The organism is Sanguibacter sp. 25GB23B1 (assembly GCF_040012415.1).
Taxonomy (GTDB): domain Bacteria; phylum Actinomycetota; class Actinomycetes; order Actinomycetales; family Cellulomonadaceae; genus Sanguibacter.
This window is the reverse complement of the sequence record NZ_JBDYKL010000017.1, coordinates 48,739-62,777: the sequence shown is the minus strand read 5'-3', so window position 1 is coordinate 62,777 and position 14,039 is coordinate 48,739. Positions and strand designations below refer to the sequence as shown.

Annotated in this window: 14 protein-coding genes; 5 read left to right on the top strand and 9 right to left on the bottom strand. The window is 70.3% G+C overall.

The genetic code is table 11. The features are described 5' to 3' along the window. Nucleotides 1-6: 6 nt before the first annotated feature. The 7 genes from pheT to infC form a co-directional block, all read right to left on the bottom strand. Nucleotides 7-2,592, bottom strand: coding sequence for a phenylalanine--tRNA ligase subunit beta (pheT, locus tag ABKW26_RS11125; protein WP_348593667.1), 2,586 nt, complete (start codon nucleotides 2,590-2,592; stop codon nucleotides 7-9). Continuing rightward, a complete protein-coding gene (gene pheS / locus ABKW26_RS11120) occupies nucleotides 2,592-3,683 on the bottom strand; it encodes a phenylalanine--tRNA ligase subunit alpha (protein ID WP_348593665.1) in 1,092 nt (363 codons plus the stop codon). The genes pheT and pheS overlap by 1 nt, the downstream gene beginning before the upstream one ends. Before the next feature lie 47 nt (nucleotides 3,684-3,730). Next, a complete protein-coding gene (locus tag ABKW26_RS11115; RefSeq protein ID WP_348593663.1) occupies nucleotides 3,731-5,107 on the bottom strand; it encodes an amino acid permease in 1,377 nt (458 codons plus the stop codon). Between the two features lie 7 nt (nucleotides 5,108-5,114). Further along, on the bottom strand, nucleotides 5,115-5,975 hold the full coding sequence (locus ABKW26_RS11110) for an RNA methyltransferase (RefSeq protein ID WP_348593661.1): 861 nt from the start codon (nucleotides 5,973-5,975) through the stop codon (nucleotides 5,115-5,117). A gap of 69 nt (nucleotides 5,976-6,044) precedes the next feature. After that, nucleotides 6,045-6,431 (bottom strand): 50S ribosomal protein L20, encoded by a 387-nt coding sequence (gene rplT, locus ABKW26_RS11105; RefSeq protein WP_348593660.1) that lies wholly within the window; start codon nucleotides 6,429-6,431, stop codon nucleotides 6,045-6,047. A gap of 69 nt (nucleotides 6,432-6,500) precedes the next feature. Then, entirely contained in the window at nucleotides 6,501-6,695 is a 195-nt protein-coding gene (gene rpmI / locus ABKW26_RS11100) for a 50S ribosomal protein L35 (protein WP_098454642.1), read from the bottom strand. 123 nt (nucleotides 6,696-6,818) lie between these two features. Then, nucleotides 6,819-7,790 carry a translation initiation factor IF-3 gene (gene infC, locus ABKW26_RS11095; RefSeq protein ID WP_348593697.1) on the bottom strand — a complete coding sequence of 324 codons (972 nt, stop codon included), beginning with the start codon at nucleotides 7,788-7,790 and terminating at the stop codon, nucleotides 6,819-6,821. 544 nt (nucleotides 7,791-8,334) lie between these two features. On the opposite strand from infC, the gene ABKW26_RS11090 reads away from it, so the two are divergent. The 5 genes from ABKW26_RS11090 (at nucleotide 8,335) to ABKW26_RS11070 (ending at nucleotide 12,516) form a co-directional block, all read left to right on the top strand. Beyond that, on the top strand, nucleotides 8,335-8,763 hold the full coding sequence (locus ABKW26_RS11090; protein ID WP_348593658.1) for a Fur family transcriptional regulator: 429 nt from the start codon (nucleotides 8,335-8,337) through the stop codon (nucleotides 8,761-8,763). Between the two features lie 67 nt (nucleotides 8,764-8,830). After that, nucleotides 8,831-10,324, top strand: a complete 1,494-nt coding sequence (locus ABKW26_RS11085; protein ID WP_348593656.1) for a catalase — start codon at nucleotides 8,831-8,833, stop codon at nucleotides 10,322-10,324. Nucleotides 10,325-10,436: 112 nt separating this feature from the next. Continuing rightward, nucleotides 10,437-10,811, top strand: a complete 375-nt coding sequence (locus tag ABKW26_RS11080; protein WP_348593655.1) for a DUF1844 domain-containing protein — start codon at nucleotides 10,437-10,439, stop codon at nucleotides 10,809-10,811. Continuing rightward, a complete protein-coding gene (locus ABKW26_RS11075; RefSeq protein ID WP_348593653.1) occupies nucleotides 10,808-11,773 on the top strand; it encodes a hypothetical protein in 966 nt (321 codons plus the stop codon). Before ABKW26_RS11080 ends, ABKW26_RS11075 begins: the two co-directional genes overlap by 4 nt. Continuing rightward, entirely contained in the window at nucleotides 11,770-12,516 is a 747-nt protein-coding gene (locus ABKW26_RS11070; RefSeq protein ID WP_348593651.1) for a serine protease, read from the top strand. Before ABKW26_RS11075 ends, ABKW26_RS11070 begins: the two co-directional genes overlap by 4 nt. Before the next feature lie 13 nt (nucleotides 12,517-12,529). On the opposite strand, the gene ABKW26_RS11065 is transcribed toward ABKW26_RS11070, so the two are convergent. Together ABKW26_RS11065 and priA are read right to left on the bottom strand one after the other, a co-directional pair. After that, the gene (locus ABKW26_RS11065) at nucleotides 12,530-13,306 is read right to left on the bottom strand and encodes an SseB family protein (RefSeq protein WP_348593649.1); all 777 of its coding nucleotides are present in this window, start codon (nucleotides 13,304-13,306) and stop codon (nucleotides 12,530-12,532) included. Beyond that, nucleotides 13,303-14,034, bottom strand: coding sequence for a bifunctional 1-(5-phosphoribosyl)-5-((5-phosphoribosylamino)methylideneamino)imidazole-4-carboxamide isomerase/phosphoribosylanthranilate isomerase PriA (gene priA, locus ABKW26_RS11060; RefSeq protein ID WP_348593647.1), 732 nt, complete (start codon nucleotides 14,032-14,034; stop codon nucleotides 13,303-13,305). The genes ABKW26_RS11065 and priA overlap by 4 nt, the downstream gene beginning before the upstream one ends. Nucleotides 14,035-14,039: the final 5 nt, after the last annotated feature.

Sequence of the window (14,039 nt, the reverse complement as noted above, 5' to 3'; positions counted from 1 at the left end):
CGATACTCAGCCCCGGAGCACGGCTCCCACCCGGCGGTGTGCCTCGGCGACCGCTGCCTCGCGGACGGCCGCGGTGTCCTGCGCGGTCAAGGTGCGGTCGGCACCACGGAGCCGCAGCGAGAAGGCGAGCGACTTCTTTCCCTCGCCCACCTGCTCCCCCGTGAACACGTCGAAGAGCCGCAGCTCCTCGAGCAGCGGACCGGCCCCCTCGCGCACCGCGTCGAAGACCTGCTGAGCAGGCACGCCGGCGTCGACGACCAGCGCGAGGTCCTCCTTCGCGAGCGGGAAGGTCGAGACGGTCACCCCCTGGATCGGGTCGTGGGGAGCCGCCGCGAAGAGGAGGTCGAGGTCGACCTCGAAGGCGGCAGACCGCGGCGGGAGCCCCAGGTCCTCGACCACCTTCGGGTGCAGCTCTCCCGCGTGACCGACGACGGTCCCGTCCGCGAGCGCGAGGCGCGCGCAGCGTCCTGGGTGCCACGGTGCGTGGTCCGGGTCGCTGGTCACGACGAGGCCGACGCCGACCCGCGCGGCGACGAGCCGCGCGCCGGCGACGGCGTCCGTCCAGTCGGCGACACGACCGGGCCCCCACCAGCCCGCAGGGTCGCGGCGCCCGCACAGCACCCCGGCGACCCGCCGCGGCTGGTCCGGCACGGCCGCGTCGATCGCCGCGAGCTCCGCCTCGGACGGTCGAGCGGCACCCGGGTACAGCGGAGCGGCCGGCGCACCAGCGCGCGGAAGCGTCACGAGACCGACCTCGAAGAGCGCGAGATCGCTCTGGCCTCGTGCGACGTTGCGGCGTGCGGTGTCGAGGAGCGTGACGAGAAGGTTCGTGCGCATCTCGTTCTTCTCCGCCGACAGCGGGTTGGCCAGGACGAGCGCGACCCGCCGCTCGTCGTCGTCAGGGAGGGCCAGCTCGTCGTGCTGTGCCCGCCCGACGAAGGGGTAGCTCAACGTCTCGACGTACCCGTCCTCGGCGAGCGCACGTGCGACGCTCCGGCGCACCCGCTGGCTCTGGGTGAGACCCCGACCGGCCGGTGCTGCCGGGAGGATCGACGGGATCGTGTCGTAGCCGACGAGGCGCGCGACCTCCTCGACGAGGTCGGCCGGACCTGTGAGGTCCGACCGCCAGGTCGGAGCCGTGACCTCGACGAGGCTCGGCTCGCCCGGGACGTCCTCGACGAGGCACCCGATCTCGCTGAGCACGCCCCGCACCTGCTCGGGGGTGTAGGCGACGCCCACGAGACGCTCGGGCTCGTCGAGCGGGAAGCGGATCGACGGACGAGGCAGCACCGCGTCGAGATCGCTCACCGCATCGTCGACCGTTCCGCCGCCGAGCTCGACGAGGAGATCGACGACCCGCTGGGCGGCGACGGCCGGCAGTCGTGGGTCGACACCGCGCTCGAACCGCTTCGCCGCCTCGCTCGGGAGCTTGTGCCGGCGCGCCGTCCGCGCGACCGAGATGGGATCGAAGTGGGCGGCCTCGACGAGCACGTCCGTCGTCGAGCCGCTGACCTCGGTCTCGGCTCCGCCCATGACTCCCGCGAGACCGAGCACCCGAGCACCGCGATCCCCGGCCGGGCTGTCCGTGATGAGCAGGTCCTCCGGGCTCAGCACCCGGTCGACCCCGTCGAGCGTCGTCAGACGCTCGCCGTCGTGGGCGCGGCGCACGACGACCGGCTCCGCCAGGGTCGCGAGGTCGTAGGCGTGCAACGGCTGACCGAGATCGAGCATGACGTAGTTCGTGATGTCGACAGCCAACGAGATCGGTCGCATCCCGGCCTGGCTGAGACGTCGCTGCATCCACGCCGGCGACGCGGTCGACGCCGCGACGCCGCGCACCACCCGCGTGACGAACCGGTCGCACCCCACCACGCCGTTGACGGGGCCGCCGTCCGAGACCTCGACGCGGAATCCCGCGGGCGTCGCCGCGGGCGTCGGTTCCGTCGGCAGCCCACGGTCCGTGAAGGCTGCACCCGTGGAGTGCGCGTACTCGCGCGCGACACCGCGCATCGAGAAGCAGTACCCGCGGTCCGGCGTCACGTTGATCTCGAGGACCTCCTCGCCGAGACCCAGCAGCGCGAGCGCGTCCGTGCCCGGCGTGACGTCGTGACCGGCCGCAGCCGAGTACCCGGGGCGCTCGAGGACGATGATCCCGTCGTGGTCGTCCCCGAGCCCGAGCTCGCTCTGGGAGCAGATCATCCCGTCCGAGACATGTCCGTACGTCTTGCGCGACGCGATCGGGAACGGACCGGGCAGCACCGCGCCCGAGAGTGCGACGACCACGAGGTCGTCGACCTCGAAGTTGTGCGCACCGCAGACGATGCCGCGCGGGACCGTCGGATCGCCGGAGTCGTCGAGGACGTTGTGGCCACCGACGTCGACCTGGCACCAGTTGATGACCTTGCCGTTCTTCTGGGGCTCCTTCTCGAGCGACACGACGCGACCGACGACGAGCGGACCGGTCACCCCGCTCGAGTGGACGGCCTCCTCCTCGAGGCCGACGCGCACGAGCGCTGCAGCGAGCTCCGCCGCCGTGAGCCCGCTGGGCAGCTCGACGTGCTCACCGAGCCAGGAGAGTGCGATGTTCGGCATCAGATGTCCATTCCGAAGTGCTGGGAGAAGCGGATGTCGCCCTCGACCATGTCGTGCATGTCGGCGATACCGTGGCGCAGCATGAGCGTGCGCTCGATCCCCATGCCGAACGCGAAGCCCGAGTAGACCGTCGGGTCGATGCCTGCCGCGAGGAGCACGTTGGGGTTGACCATGCCGCACCCGCCCCACTCGATCCAACCGGCGCCGCCCTTCTTCTGTGGGAACCACAGGTCGAGCTCGGCGCTCGGCTCGGTGAACGGGAAGAACGACGGCCGCAGCCGAGTCTTGGCCTCCGGTCCGAACATCGCCTTGGCGAAGTGGTCGAGGGTACCGAAGAGGTGCGCCATCGTCAGCCCCTTGTCGACCGCGAGACCCTCGACCTGGTGGAAGACAGGGGTGTGGGTGGCGTCGAGGGCGTCCGTCCGGAAGACCTTGCCCGGGCACGCGATGTAGACGGGCAGATCACGCTCGAGCAGCGTGCGCGCCTGGACGGGCGACGTGTGGGTGCGGAGCACGAGGTGCGAGTCGGTGCTCGCCGCGCGGTCCTCGCCGGTGACGCCCGCGACGAAGAAGGTGTCCTGCATCTGCCGCGCCGGGTGGTCCGGACCGAAGTTCAGGGCATCGAAGTTGAACCACTCGGCCTCGACCTCTGGGCCGTCGGCGATCTCCCAGCCCATCGAGACGAAGTAGTCCCCGACGCGTTCCTGGAGCGACTCGAGCGGGTGGCGGGCCCCGGGTGCCCGGCGCCCGGCGGGCAGCGTCACGTCGACGGCCTCCTCGACGAGGACGCGCGCGGCGCGCTCCGCGTCGAGCTCGACCTGACGTTCTGCCAGCGCCTTCGCGATCCGTCCGCGCGCAGGCCCGAGGAGCTTGCCCGCGACAGCCTTCTCCGCCGGTTCCAGGCGACCGATCTCCCGGTTCGCCAGCGCGACGGGGCTGCGGTCCCCCGTGTGCGCGATCCGCACGGACTTGAGCTCGTCGAGGTCGCGTGCCTCGCGCGCCGCGGTGAGCGCTGCGAAGACCGCGGACTCGACCGCTGCCGAGTCGAGGGGTGAGAACGAGGCGGGATCGGGCACTGCAGGGGTGGACATGCGGACCTTCCGAGCGGAGGGATGTGAGCCGAGCGGCCCTGGAGATTCTATGCGCGAGCCTCCGGTGCGCGGGCCGAATATCGCCTGAGGACCGCTCGGCGGACGAAGTAGGACGCGACGACCACCACCACGAGACCGGCCGTGGCGGCGAGCTGTCGGCGCGCCGTGTCGTCGAAGAGCATGAGCACCGCCACGCCGACGAGGGCGACGATGGTCGCCCACGTGAGGTACGGGTATCCCCACATGCGGACGGTCAAGAGCCCCTGCTCCTCGAGCCTCGGTCGCAGCCGCAGCTGGGACACGGCGATGAGGACCCACATGACGAGGAGCGTCGCGCCGACCGCGTTGAGGAGGATCCCGAGGATCGCGTCCGGCAACCACGCGTTGAGCGCCACGGAGACGAGACCGAAGAACACCGACGTCCACACCGCGACGTCGGGCACGCCGCGCGGCGACACGTGGAGGAACACCTGTGCACCGTCGTCCCGCTGGGAGAGCGAGAAGATCATGCGCGACGTGCCGTACACGTTCGCGTTGAACGCCGACAGCAGCGCGACGACCACGACGACCTCCATGATCGTCGCCGCGCCCTCCAGACCTGCGAACTCGAGGACCGCGACGAACGGGCCCTGGAGCAGCTGTGGAGAGTCCCAGGGGAGGACGAGGACCATGACGGCCACCGACCCGATGTAGAAGAGGAGGATCCGCCAGACCGTGCTCGCGGCAGCGCGAGCGATGCTGCGTCGTGGGTCTTCGGCCTCGGCTGCCGCGATGGTCACGATCTCGATGCCGCCGAACGCGAAGACGACCGCGAGCAGCCCAGCGGCGATGCCGCTGATCCCCTCCGGCGCGAAGCCGCCGTCGTCGAGCATCGGCCCGATCCCGACAGGTGACGGTACGTCGACGAGCCCTGTCACCAGGAGGACACCGACGACCAGGAACGCGCAGATCGCGGCCACCTTGATGGCCGCGAACCAGAACTCGAACTCGCCGAAGCTGCGGACCCCGGAGAGGTTCACGACGGCGAAGAACACGACGACGACGAGCGCGACGATCCACTGCGGCACGCCGGGCAGCCACCCGTGGACGATCTGAGACGCACCCGTGATCTCCACGCCGAGGACCATGACGAGCATGATCCAGTAGAGCCACCCCATCGTGAACCCTGCCCATCGACCGATGCCGATCTCCGCGTACATGGAGAACGCCCCGCTGGAGGGCATGGCCGCCGCCATCTCGGCAAGCATGCGCATGAGCATGACGACGAGCAGCCCGGCGATCATGTAGGACACGAGGACGGCAGGACCGGCAGCCTTGATGCCCTGTCCTGTGCCGAGGAAGAGACCTGCGCCGATGGCCGAGCCGAGGCCCATCATCGTCAGGTGGCGCACCTTGAGCCCGCCGGCGAGGTGCTCCGTGGTCATGTCTCTCCTAGCGTTGAGCGCGAGCGCTGGCATACAAGCAGACCGTGGCTGCCGTCGCCAGGTTGAGCGACTCGGCCCGGCCACGCAGCGGCACCCGGACCACGGCGTCCGCGAGGGCGCGCTCGTCCTCGCGCAGCCCCCAGGCCTCGTTGCCGAAGACCCAGGCCGTCGAGACGGCCAGGTCCGGCTCACCTCCCGACCGGACAGCACCCGGGCCGGCGACATCGAGGAGGTCGTCCAGGTCGCGATCGCCGGACCCGTCGGCGGCGAGCACCTGGAGCCCGCTCGCGTGCAGAGCCTGCACGACCTCGTCGAGAGCGATCCCCGACACGACGGGCAGGTGGAAGAGCGAGCCGGCCGTCGACCGGACGACCTTCGGGTTGTGGACGTCGACGCTCTCCCCCGCGAGCACCACGAGATCTGCTCCGGCAGCGTCCGCCGCCCGGATCACGGTCCCGGCGTTGCCGGGGTCTCGGACGTTCGAGAGGACCGCGACCAGCCGGGGTGCCGTGAGGAGCTGCTCGCTCAGGAGCCCGGGCGCACCGCCGGTCCGCTCGGACGCAGCAGTCTGGTCGACCACCGCGAGGATCCCCTGGGCGTCCGGGCTCATCGCCTCGAGCACCTCGTCGCTCACGAGGTGGACGCGCAGGCCACGGTCACGTGCACCGTCCGTGATCTCGCTGTACCGCTCGTCGGCCGTAGACGTGACGTACACGTCCCGGACACGTGGCGAGGCGTACGCGACGACCTCGCGCACGCCCTGGGGCCCTTCGACGAGGAACCGGTTCGCCCGTGAACGCGCAGAACGCCCGGACAACGACCTCACCGACCTCACCCGCTCGCTGCGGGGGTTCGTCAGCTCAGTCATCGTCCGGGCGTCCTGGCGATCCGTCGTGGAGCGGCACGACGACGAGCGTCGTGCCGTGCGACAGCTGGCTCAGGCCGCGTTCCTGGGGGCGTTGACGTCCTCAGGAAGAGCAGCCTTGGCGACCTTGACGAGCGCGTTGAACGCTGCGACGTCGTTCACCGCGAGCTCAGCGAGCACGCGACGGTCGACCTCGACACCAGCGGCCTTGAGGCCCTGGATGAGACGGTTGTACGTCATTCCCTCGGCGCGGGCCGCAGCGTTGATGCGCTGGATCCACAGCTTGCGGAAGTCTCCCTTGCGGGCCTTGCGGTCACGGTAGGAGTAGACGAGGGAGTGGGTGACCTGCTCCTTCGCCTTACGGTAGAGACGCGAGCGCTGGCCGCGGTAACCGCTGGCGCGCTCGAGAGTTGTACGACGCTTCTTCTGGGCGTTGACCGCCCGCTTCACGCGTGCCACGTGATGCTCCTTGCAGTTAGGGGCTGGATGATGATCCGTCGACCGGACGATGACGCCCGGTCAGGTCGGTCACTTACCGAGCAGCTTCTTGATCTTCTTGACGTCGGCGGCGTTGACAACCTGGTCGGAGGACAGACGGCGGGTGCGCCGGCTCGACTTGTGCTCGAGCAGGTGACGCATGCCAGCCTGCTCACGCATGATCTTTCCACCGCCGGTGGTGCGGAAACGCTTCTTGGCGCCGGAGTGAGTCTTGTTCTTCGGCATGGCTGCCGCTTCTCCTTGGGTCTGGTCAGGCGTCACGTTCGATGCTTGACGTGTGTCGGGCTGGGACCGGTGGGTACCAGCTCGGTGAGGTCCAGGACCTCTCCAGGTGGTCGTGGTGCTACGTCACTCGCTCTTCTTCGGAGCGGGCTTCGCAGCAGGTCGTGGGGTGGCAGGCCTCGGCGTCGCCGGCTTGGGCGTCGCAGTCGGCTTCGCCATCGGTCGCGGGGTCGCGGGCTTCGGCGTCGCGGGCTTCGGTGCTGCAGCCTTCTCGACCGGCTCGGCCTTCGCAGCCGGTTCGGTCTGTACAGCAGGTTCAGCCTTCGCAGCCGGGGCAGGCTTCTGCGCGGGCGCGGACGCCTTGGCCGGTGCGGCCTTCTCGACCGGCACCTCGACCACGGCGGGCTCGGGCGTCGTCTCGGGCTCCGCAGGAGCTGCGGGGGCCGCAGGAGCGGGCTCAGCAGCGACCTGGGCCTGCGCCTCTGCGACCTGGGTCTCGAAGTCGGGCCGGTCCACGGTCTCGTCCGGCTGGTCGTCCGCGGGACGCTCGGGGCGCTCGGGCTTGCTCGGCTGCGTCTCCTGCGTGCGTCGACGCTGCTCGCTCTTGGCGTCGGCCTTCTTCTTCGTCGGGCCGAGCACCATGATCATGTTGCGCCCGTCCTGCTTGGGCATGCTCTCGATGAAGCCGAGCTCGGCGACGTCCTCGGCAAGACGCTGCAGGAGGCGCACGCCCATCTCCGGACGAGACTGCTCGCGACCACGGAACATGATCATGACCTTGACCTTGTCGCCGGCGCTGAGGAATCGCTCGACGTGGCCCTTCTTGGTCCCGTAGTCGTGCGGGTCGATCTTGAGCCGGAAGCGGATCTCCTTGAGGACCGTGTTCGCCTGGTTGCGGCGTGCCTCACGGGCCTTCATGTCCGACTCGTACTTGAACTTCCCGAAGTCCATGAGCTTGCACACCGGCGGGCGTGCGTCAGGGGCGACCTCGACCAGATCGAGGTCAGCGTCCTGGGCAAGGCTCAGGGCGACCTCAATGCGGACGACGCCGACCTGCTCCCCACCTGGGCCGACGAGTCGGACCTCGGGGACGCGGATCCGATCGTTGATGCGAGGCTCGCTGATGTGATGCTCCTAAACACTCGGTTGCTGGTCCGCCGGGAATGAGAAAGGCCCCCATCCCTGAGCACAGGGTGGAGGCCATCACATCCGACGAGCACAGGCACCGCTCACACATCATGCGGGGCGCTGCTGCTCACGTCCGCGACTCGTCAAGACGCCACGAACGACTCGGACCGGACCCGGCCTCTGTTGTCACTTGCGTGAGCGATCGAGACTCGGGTGGGATGACATCCACTTGTGCACCTGTGCACGCGAACTGCAGCGTCGCCGGGGGACGAATCCCCTCGACGGCCGTGCAGGATCGTGAGCGCAGGTCGGTCGACTGATGACTTTACCACGACTTCTCAGCGTATCCGCGCACGGGTCGAGACCCCGTCGCACAGCAGGATCCCGAGCAGATCCCGCCTGGTCGTCGCGGACGTCGCGCGCACGGTCGCCTGTTCGCGCGGGTGCGAAACGTGCATTCGATGGAAGCAGTCGCACACTGGACTCGTTCCATTTTACGTGCTTGACTGTCGCCATGACCACAGCCCCGTTCGACGTCGAGCTCCGCTCGGCAGGGCTCCGCGTGACAGCCACCCGCCTGGCCGTCCTCGAGGCTGTCAGCCAGCACCCGCACTCGGACGCCGAGCACGTGGTGGCCGACGTCCGAGCGGCCATCGGCACCGCATCGGTCCAGGCTGTCTACGACATCCTCGCCGCACTGACCGCTGCGGAGCTCGTGCGGCGGATCGAGCCTGCGGGCCACCCGGCGCGCTACGAACGCCGGGTCGGCGACAACCACCACCACATCGTGTGCCGCGTCTGCGGCGCCCTCGAAGACGTGGACTGCTCCGTCGGCCCGTCACCCTGCCTCGCCCCCTCGGCCGACCACGGCTTCACGGTCGAGGAAGCCGAGGTCACGTACTGGGGCCTGTGCCCCCGGTGCCGTGCGGCCAGCACCACCTGAACCGCTCCACCGCGACGACACCTGCACTCACGACGACCCACAGACCCACCACACCAAGGAGACACCTGTGACTGAACGCTTCACCACCACCCAGACGGGCACGCCCGTCGCGAGCGACGCCCACTCCCTCACCGCCGGTCCCGACGGCGCGACCGCGCTCCACGACCGCTACCTCGTCGAGAAGCTCGCGCAGTTCAACCGCGAGCGCGTCCCGGAGCGCATCGTCCACGCGAAGGGCGGCGGCGCGTTCGGCACGTTCGAGGTCACCGAGGACGTCTCCCGGTACACACGCGCAGCCGTCTTCCAGCCTGGTACGACGACCGAGACCCTGCAGCGGTTCTCCAGCGTCGCCGGCGAGATGGGCAGCCCCGACACCTGGCGCGACGTCCGCGGCTTCTCGGTGAAGTTCTACACCTCTGAGGGCAACTACGACATCGTCGGCAACAACACCCCGGTGTTCTTCATCCGGGACGGCATCAAGTTCCCCGACTTCATCCACTCCCAGAAGCGCCTCCCCGGCTCCGGGCTGCGCGACGCGGACATGCAGTGGGACTTCTGGACCCTCTCCCCCGAGTCGGCGCACCAGGTCACGTACCTCATGGGGGACCGCGGCCTGCCGCGCTCGTGGCGCGAGATGCCGGGCTTCGGCTCGCACACCTACCAGTGGATCAACGCCGAGGGCGAGCGGTTCTGGGTCAAGTACCACTTCACCTCGAACCAGGGCAACGTCGAGATGGAAGGCTCCGAGGCCGAGCTCATCGCGGGCGCGGACGCCGACTACTACCGCCGCGACCTCTACGAGGCGATCGAGAAGGGCGACTTCCCGTCCTGGGACGTGCACGTCCAGGTGATGCCGTACGAAGAGGGCAAGACGTACCGCTTCAACCCCTTCGACATCACGAAGGTGTGGCCGCACGCCGACTACCCGCTCATCAAGGTCGGCACGCACACGCTCAACCGCAACCCGGAGAACTTCTTCGCGGAGATCGAGCAGGCCGCGTTCTCGCCCGCGAACTTCGTGCCCGGTATCGACGCGAGCCCGGACAAGATGCTCATGGCGCGCATCTTCTCCTACCCGGACGCACAGCGGTACCGCGTGGGGACGAACTACAACCAGCTTCCGGTCAACGCCCCCAAGGCACCGGTGCACAACTACTCGCAGGACGGGTCGCAGCGCCACCACTTCAGCTCGGCGACCACCCCCGTGTACGCCCCGAACTCGAAGGGCGGGCCCGTCGCCGACGAGGCGCGTGCCGGTGCAGGGAGCTGGGAGTCCGACGGCGAGCTCGTCCGCGCCGCAGCGACCCTGCGTTCTGAGGACTCCGACTTCGGCCAGGCCGGGACCCTCTACCGCGAGGTCTACGACGACGCCGCGAAGGCACGCTTCCTCGAGACGATCACAGGCGCCGTCGGCGGCGTGAAGACCCCGGAGATCCGCGAGCGCGCGATCTGGTACTGGACGAGCGTCGACGCGACGCTGGGTGCGCGGCTGCGTGCGAACCTCGAGCGCCCGACCGAGAGCGCGAACGAGTCTGCGGAGTTCGTCGGCGTCGGCGAGTAGCTCGCCCCGCTCGACCAGCGCGTCCACAGGGCCGGCACCACGAGGTGCCGGCCCTGTGTCGTCCGAACCACACATTCACCCACGGTTGCCTATTGTTTGTGACAATGGGTCCATGACGTCTGAGCACACCCACGAAGTCCCCGCCGCCGACCGCCTCGCTCCGCAGGCCGTCCGCGACATCGCCGACGTCGCCGCCGTGGAGGTCATCACGACAGCCGCCGTCCACCTCATGAGCGCCGCGGCCGTGAAGTGCGGCCTCGCCGACGAGGAGAACGCGGGGGACCACCTGGACCTCGACGAGGCGCGCAAGCTCATCTCGGCGCTCGCCGCGCTCGTGACGACGGCCGCACCCGACATCGGCAACCAGCACGCCCGGTCCTTGCGCGACGGGCTGCGGTCCCTCCAGCTCGCCTTCCGCGAGGCCTCGATCTATCCCGATGCACCGGGCGAAGGTCCCGGCGAGAAGTTCACCGGAGCCGTCAGTTGACCGACAGGACACCAGAGGACGACTTCCTCGAGCACTCCGACGACGCGAACGTCGGCACGGGTACCGTCGCCCACGACGCCGGGTCACCACCGGACACGGCAGCACCCTCGGCCGACGCCGCGCGGTCAGACACAGGCACGTGGTCAGGTACTCCCGCGTGGTCCGACACCCGCGCACGGCCGGACGACGCGGGAGTGCCCGGACCGGAGACCGACCCCTACCCCGCTGCTGCACGACCGTCGTTCGACATCCCTGTGTCAGCGCCTGTCTCGGCGCACCCCCCGGTCGTCCTCCAACGCCTCGCCGCACCGACGGCCGACACCCACGAGCACGGCCCCCGAGACCACGACGGCGCGAGCTCTCCGGCGCGCCACTCCGACCGCAGTGCGTCCCGCAGCGCGACCGACCGAGCGTCGACCGAGGCCCGCTCGACGGCGCCCTCGCGCCCCTCCACGCGCGCACGGAGCGCTGCGATCGTCGTGCTCTCGATGCTCCTCGTCCTCGCGCTCGGTGCCGGCGCCTACCTCGCGGTGCTCTCGCACCGGTGGGAAGAGCGCAGCGGCGAGTGGGAGGCGCAGTCCCGCGAGCTCGGGAGCGAGGTTGCGGACCTCACCGGCGACGTCGCCGGGATGACGTCAGAGCTGACGATCGTCCGCGACCAGCTCGCGACGGCCCAGACGCGGATCACCGAGCTCGCCGACGAGAAGGCTCAGGTCGGGGACGACCGCGAGAGCCAGAAGATCCTCGCCGACGACGTGCAGGAGGTCGCCGAGACCGCTCTCGACGTGTCGGCCGCTCTCGGCGACTGCGTCACCGCGCAGAGCACCGTCATGGGCTACCTCGCTGCACCGGAGACGACGACGCCGGACGTCATCGCGACCGCTGCCACCCAGGCAGACACCGTCTGTGCCGCTGCTGTCGAGGACTACAACTCCCTCCAGCAGGACCTGGCGGACTCATGACCGGCACCCGCCGTCGGTCCCGCATGCTCGGGGTCGGGCTCGCCACGGTGGTTCTCACGATGACAGGCTGCGCCGCGGTCCCGGACTTTCCCGGGCCGATGCCGACGTCCGTCGTCCCCACGACCGGGACGGGGACAGCACCGGTCAACCCCGGGAACCTCTCCCCCGACGGCTTCGACTCCGCCAAGCGGATGGCGGTACGGATCCGCAACGTCAGCTGTGACGACGTCGTGCGCGGCACCGGCTTCGCCATCGACGCCCGGACGCTCATCACGAACAAGCACGTCGTCGAGGGCAACCGCGACATCCAGCTGAGCACGTACGACGGGCGCGACGTCAGCGTCACGACGTCCGGCACGGCCGAGCTCGCCGACCTCGCGATCGTGCGCACGGCCGAAGACCTCGACGCCTACCCCGAGCTGGCGCCGGCCGACCCGAAGCCCGGAGACCCGGTCACGGTCGTCGGCTACCCGAACGGCGGAGCACTCAAGGCCACGAACGGGAGCGTCCTGCAGTACACGTCCGACCCGCTCAACGAGAACCTCGGCCAGGTGCTCCTCACGGACGCCCCGGTCGAGCCGGGAAGCTCCGGATCAGCAGCTCTCGACCCGGACGGACGCGTCATCGGCGTCGTCTACGCGAAGAGCTCGAGCGGTCACAGCTACCTCGTGCCCGTGAGCACGTTGCGCAACCTTCTCGCTGACGAAGCGGGCTTCGTCACCGCCCCGGAGCCTGTCTGCTGACGCTCGGGGCCGATCAGTCCGCGCGACCGACCCTCAGCTCGAGCGAGTCGACGCGCTCGCTGATGACCGCGCTCGCGGCGAGCGCCGCGTTCACCCCGTCGAGGACCGTCGTGAGCTGTGCTCGCGTGAGACCGGAGTCGATGGCGAGCACGACCGCGACCTCGGCCGTCCGGCCCGGCTCCGCGCGCACACGTGCGACCGACGGCAGCCCGGAGACAGCGTCCCGGACGGCCTCCGCGATCTCGGCGTCCACCGCTCCCCCGACCACCGCGGGACGCCACTGCTTCCCCTGCGCGATCGCCCACACGGCCGGGCGGGGCACGAGAGCGCTCGCAGGGCCTCCTGGGTCGACGACGAGCAGTGCCCAGTCCTCGCTCACGGCGGACAGGGCGGCGCGCACCGCGTCCGCCGGGACTGGCCGCGCGTCACCGCGCCACGCGGCCATGCTCGCGACGCTCGTGAAGACCGGGAGGGCGCGGCGACCGTCGGGCGACAGGAGCGCGACCACACCGGCCGAGGCCTCCTTGTCGATCACATGACCGTGCTCCCCCTCGCCGACGGCCTCGAGCTCGGCGAGGACCGGGACGAGCACCCGGACCTCCGCGAGACGCGCGACCACCGCGGCCAGCGACGTCGTACCCGCGGCGTGCCCTGCGAGCAGCTCGACGAGCTGAGGATCCGCCGACCCGTCGTCCCCGGCGAACGGAGAGGCACCAGGGAGCGCGCGTCCCGACGCCGAGGTGTCGGGACGCCCGTCGCCGTCGTGCCCCTCGGGTGGTCGAGAGGTCACGGCCGGCCGGCGACGTCGAGAGCCTGGGGAAGGGTGAACGCGCCGGCGTAGAGCGCCTTCCCGACGATCGTCCCCTCGACACCCGCGGGGACGAGCTCGCGCAGCACGGCGAGGTCGTCGAGGCTCGAGATCCCGCCCGAGGCCACGACCGGGGCGTCCGTGCGGGCGGCCACCTCGCGCAGCAGCTCGATGTTCGGTCCGCGCAAGGTGCCGTCCTTCGTCACGTCGGTGACGACGTAGCGCGAGCAGCCCGCGGCATCGAGACGGGTGAGCACCTCCCAGAGGTCCCCGCCCTCCTGGGTCCAGCCGCGCGCCGCGAGCGTCGTGCCGCGCACGTCGAGGCCGACCGCGATCACGTCGCCGTGCTCGGCGATCACCTTGGCGGTCCACTCGGGGTTCTCGAGCGCGGCCGTGCCGAGGTTGACCCGGGAACAGCCCGTCGCCAGCGCACGCTCGAGGGACGCGTCGTCCCGGATGCCTCCGGAGAGCTCCACCTTGACGTCGAGGCGGCCGACGACGTCGGCGAGGAGCTCGGCGTTGGAGCCACGGCCGAAGGCGGCATCGAGGTCGACGAGGTGGATCCACTCCGCGCCACCGGCCTGCCAGTCGAGCGCAGCCGTCAGCGGGTCGCCGTAGGACGTCTCCGAGCCGGCCTCGCCCTGGACGAGCCGCACGGCCTGGCCGTCCGCGACGTCGACGGCGGGCAGGAGGATGAGGCGATCAGACATGGCGG

Bases quoted from the DNA above. Each gene is read 5' to 3' on its own strand.
- ABKW26_RS11080 (WP_348593655.1), top strand. From the start codon at position 10,437: ATGACGTCTGAGCACACCCACGAAGTCCCCGCCGCCGACCGCCTCGCT.
- ABKW26_RS11115 (WP_348593663.1), bottom strand. From the start codon at position 5,107: ATGACCACGGAGCACCTCGCCGGCGGGCTCAAGGTGCGCCACCTGACG.
- pheT (WP_348593667.1), bottom strand. From the start codon at position 2,592: ATGCCGAACATCGCACTCTCCTGGCTCGGTGAGCACGTCGAGCTGCCC.
- priA (WP_348593647.1), bottom strand. From the start codon at position 14,034: ATGTCTGATCGCCTCATCCTCCTGCCCGCCGTCGACGTCGCGGACGGC.
- pheS (WP_348593665.1), bottom strand. From the start codon at position 3,683: ATGTCCACCCCTGCAGTGCCCGATCCCGCCTCGTTCTCACCCCTCGAC.
- ABKW26_RS11070 (WP_348593651.1), top strand. From the start codon at position 11,770: ATGACCGGCACCCGCCGTCGGTCCCGCATGCTCGGGGTCGGGCTCGCC.
- ABKW26_RS11110 (WP_348593661.1), bottom strand. From the start codon at position 5,975: ATGACTGAGCTGACGAACCCCCGCAGCGAGCGGGTGAGGTCGGTGAGG.
- rpmI (WP_098454642.1), bottom strand. From the start codon at position 6,695: ATGCCGAAGAACAAGACTCACTCCGGCGCCAAGAAGCGTTTCCGCACC.
- ABKW26_RS11090 (WP_348593658.1), top strand. From the start codon at position 8,335: ATGACCACAGCCCCGTTCGACGTCGAGCTCCGCTCGGCAGGGCTCCGC.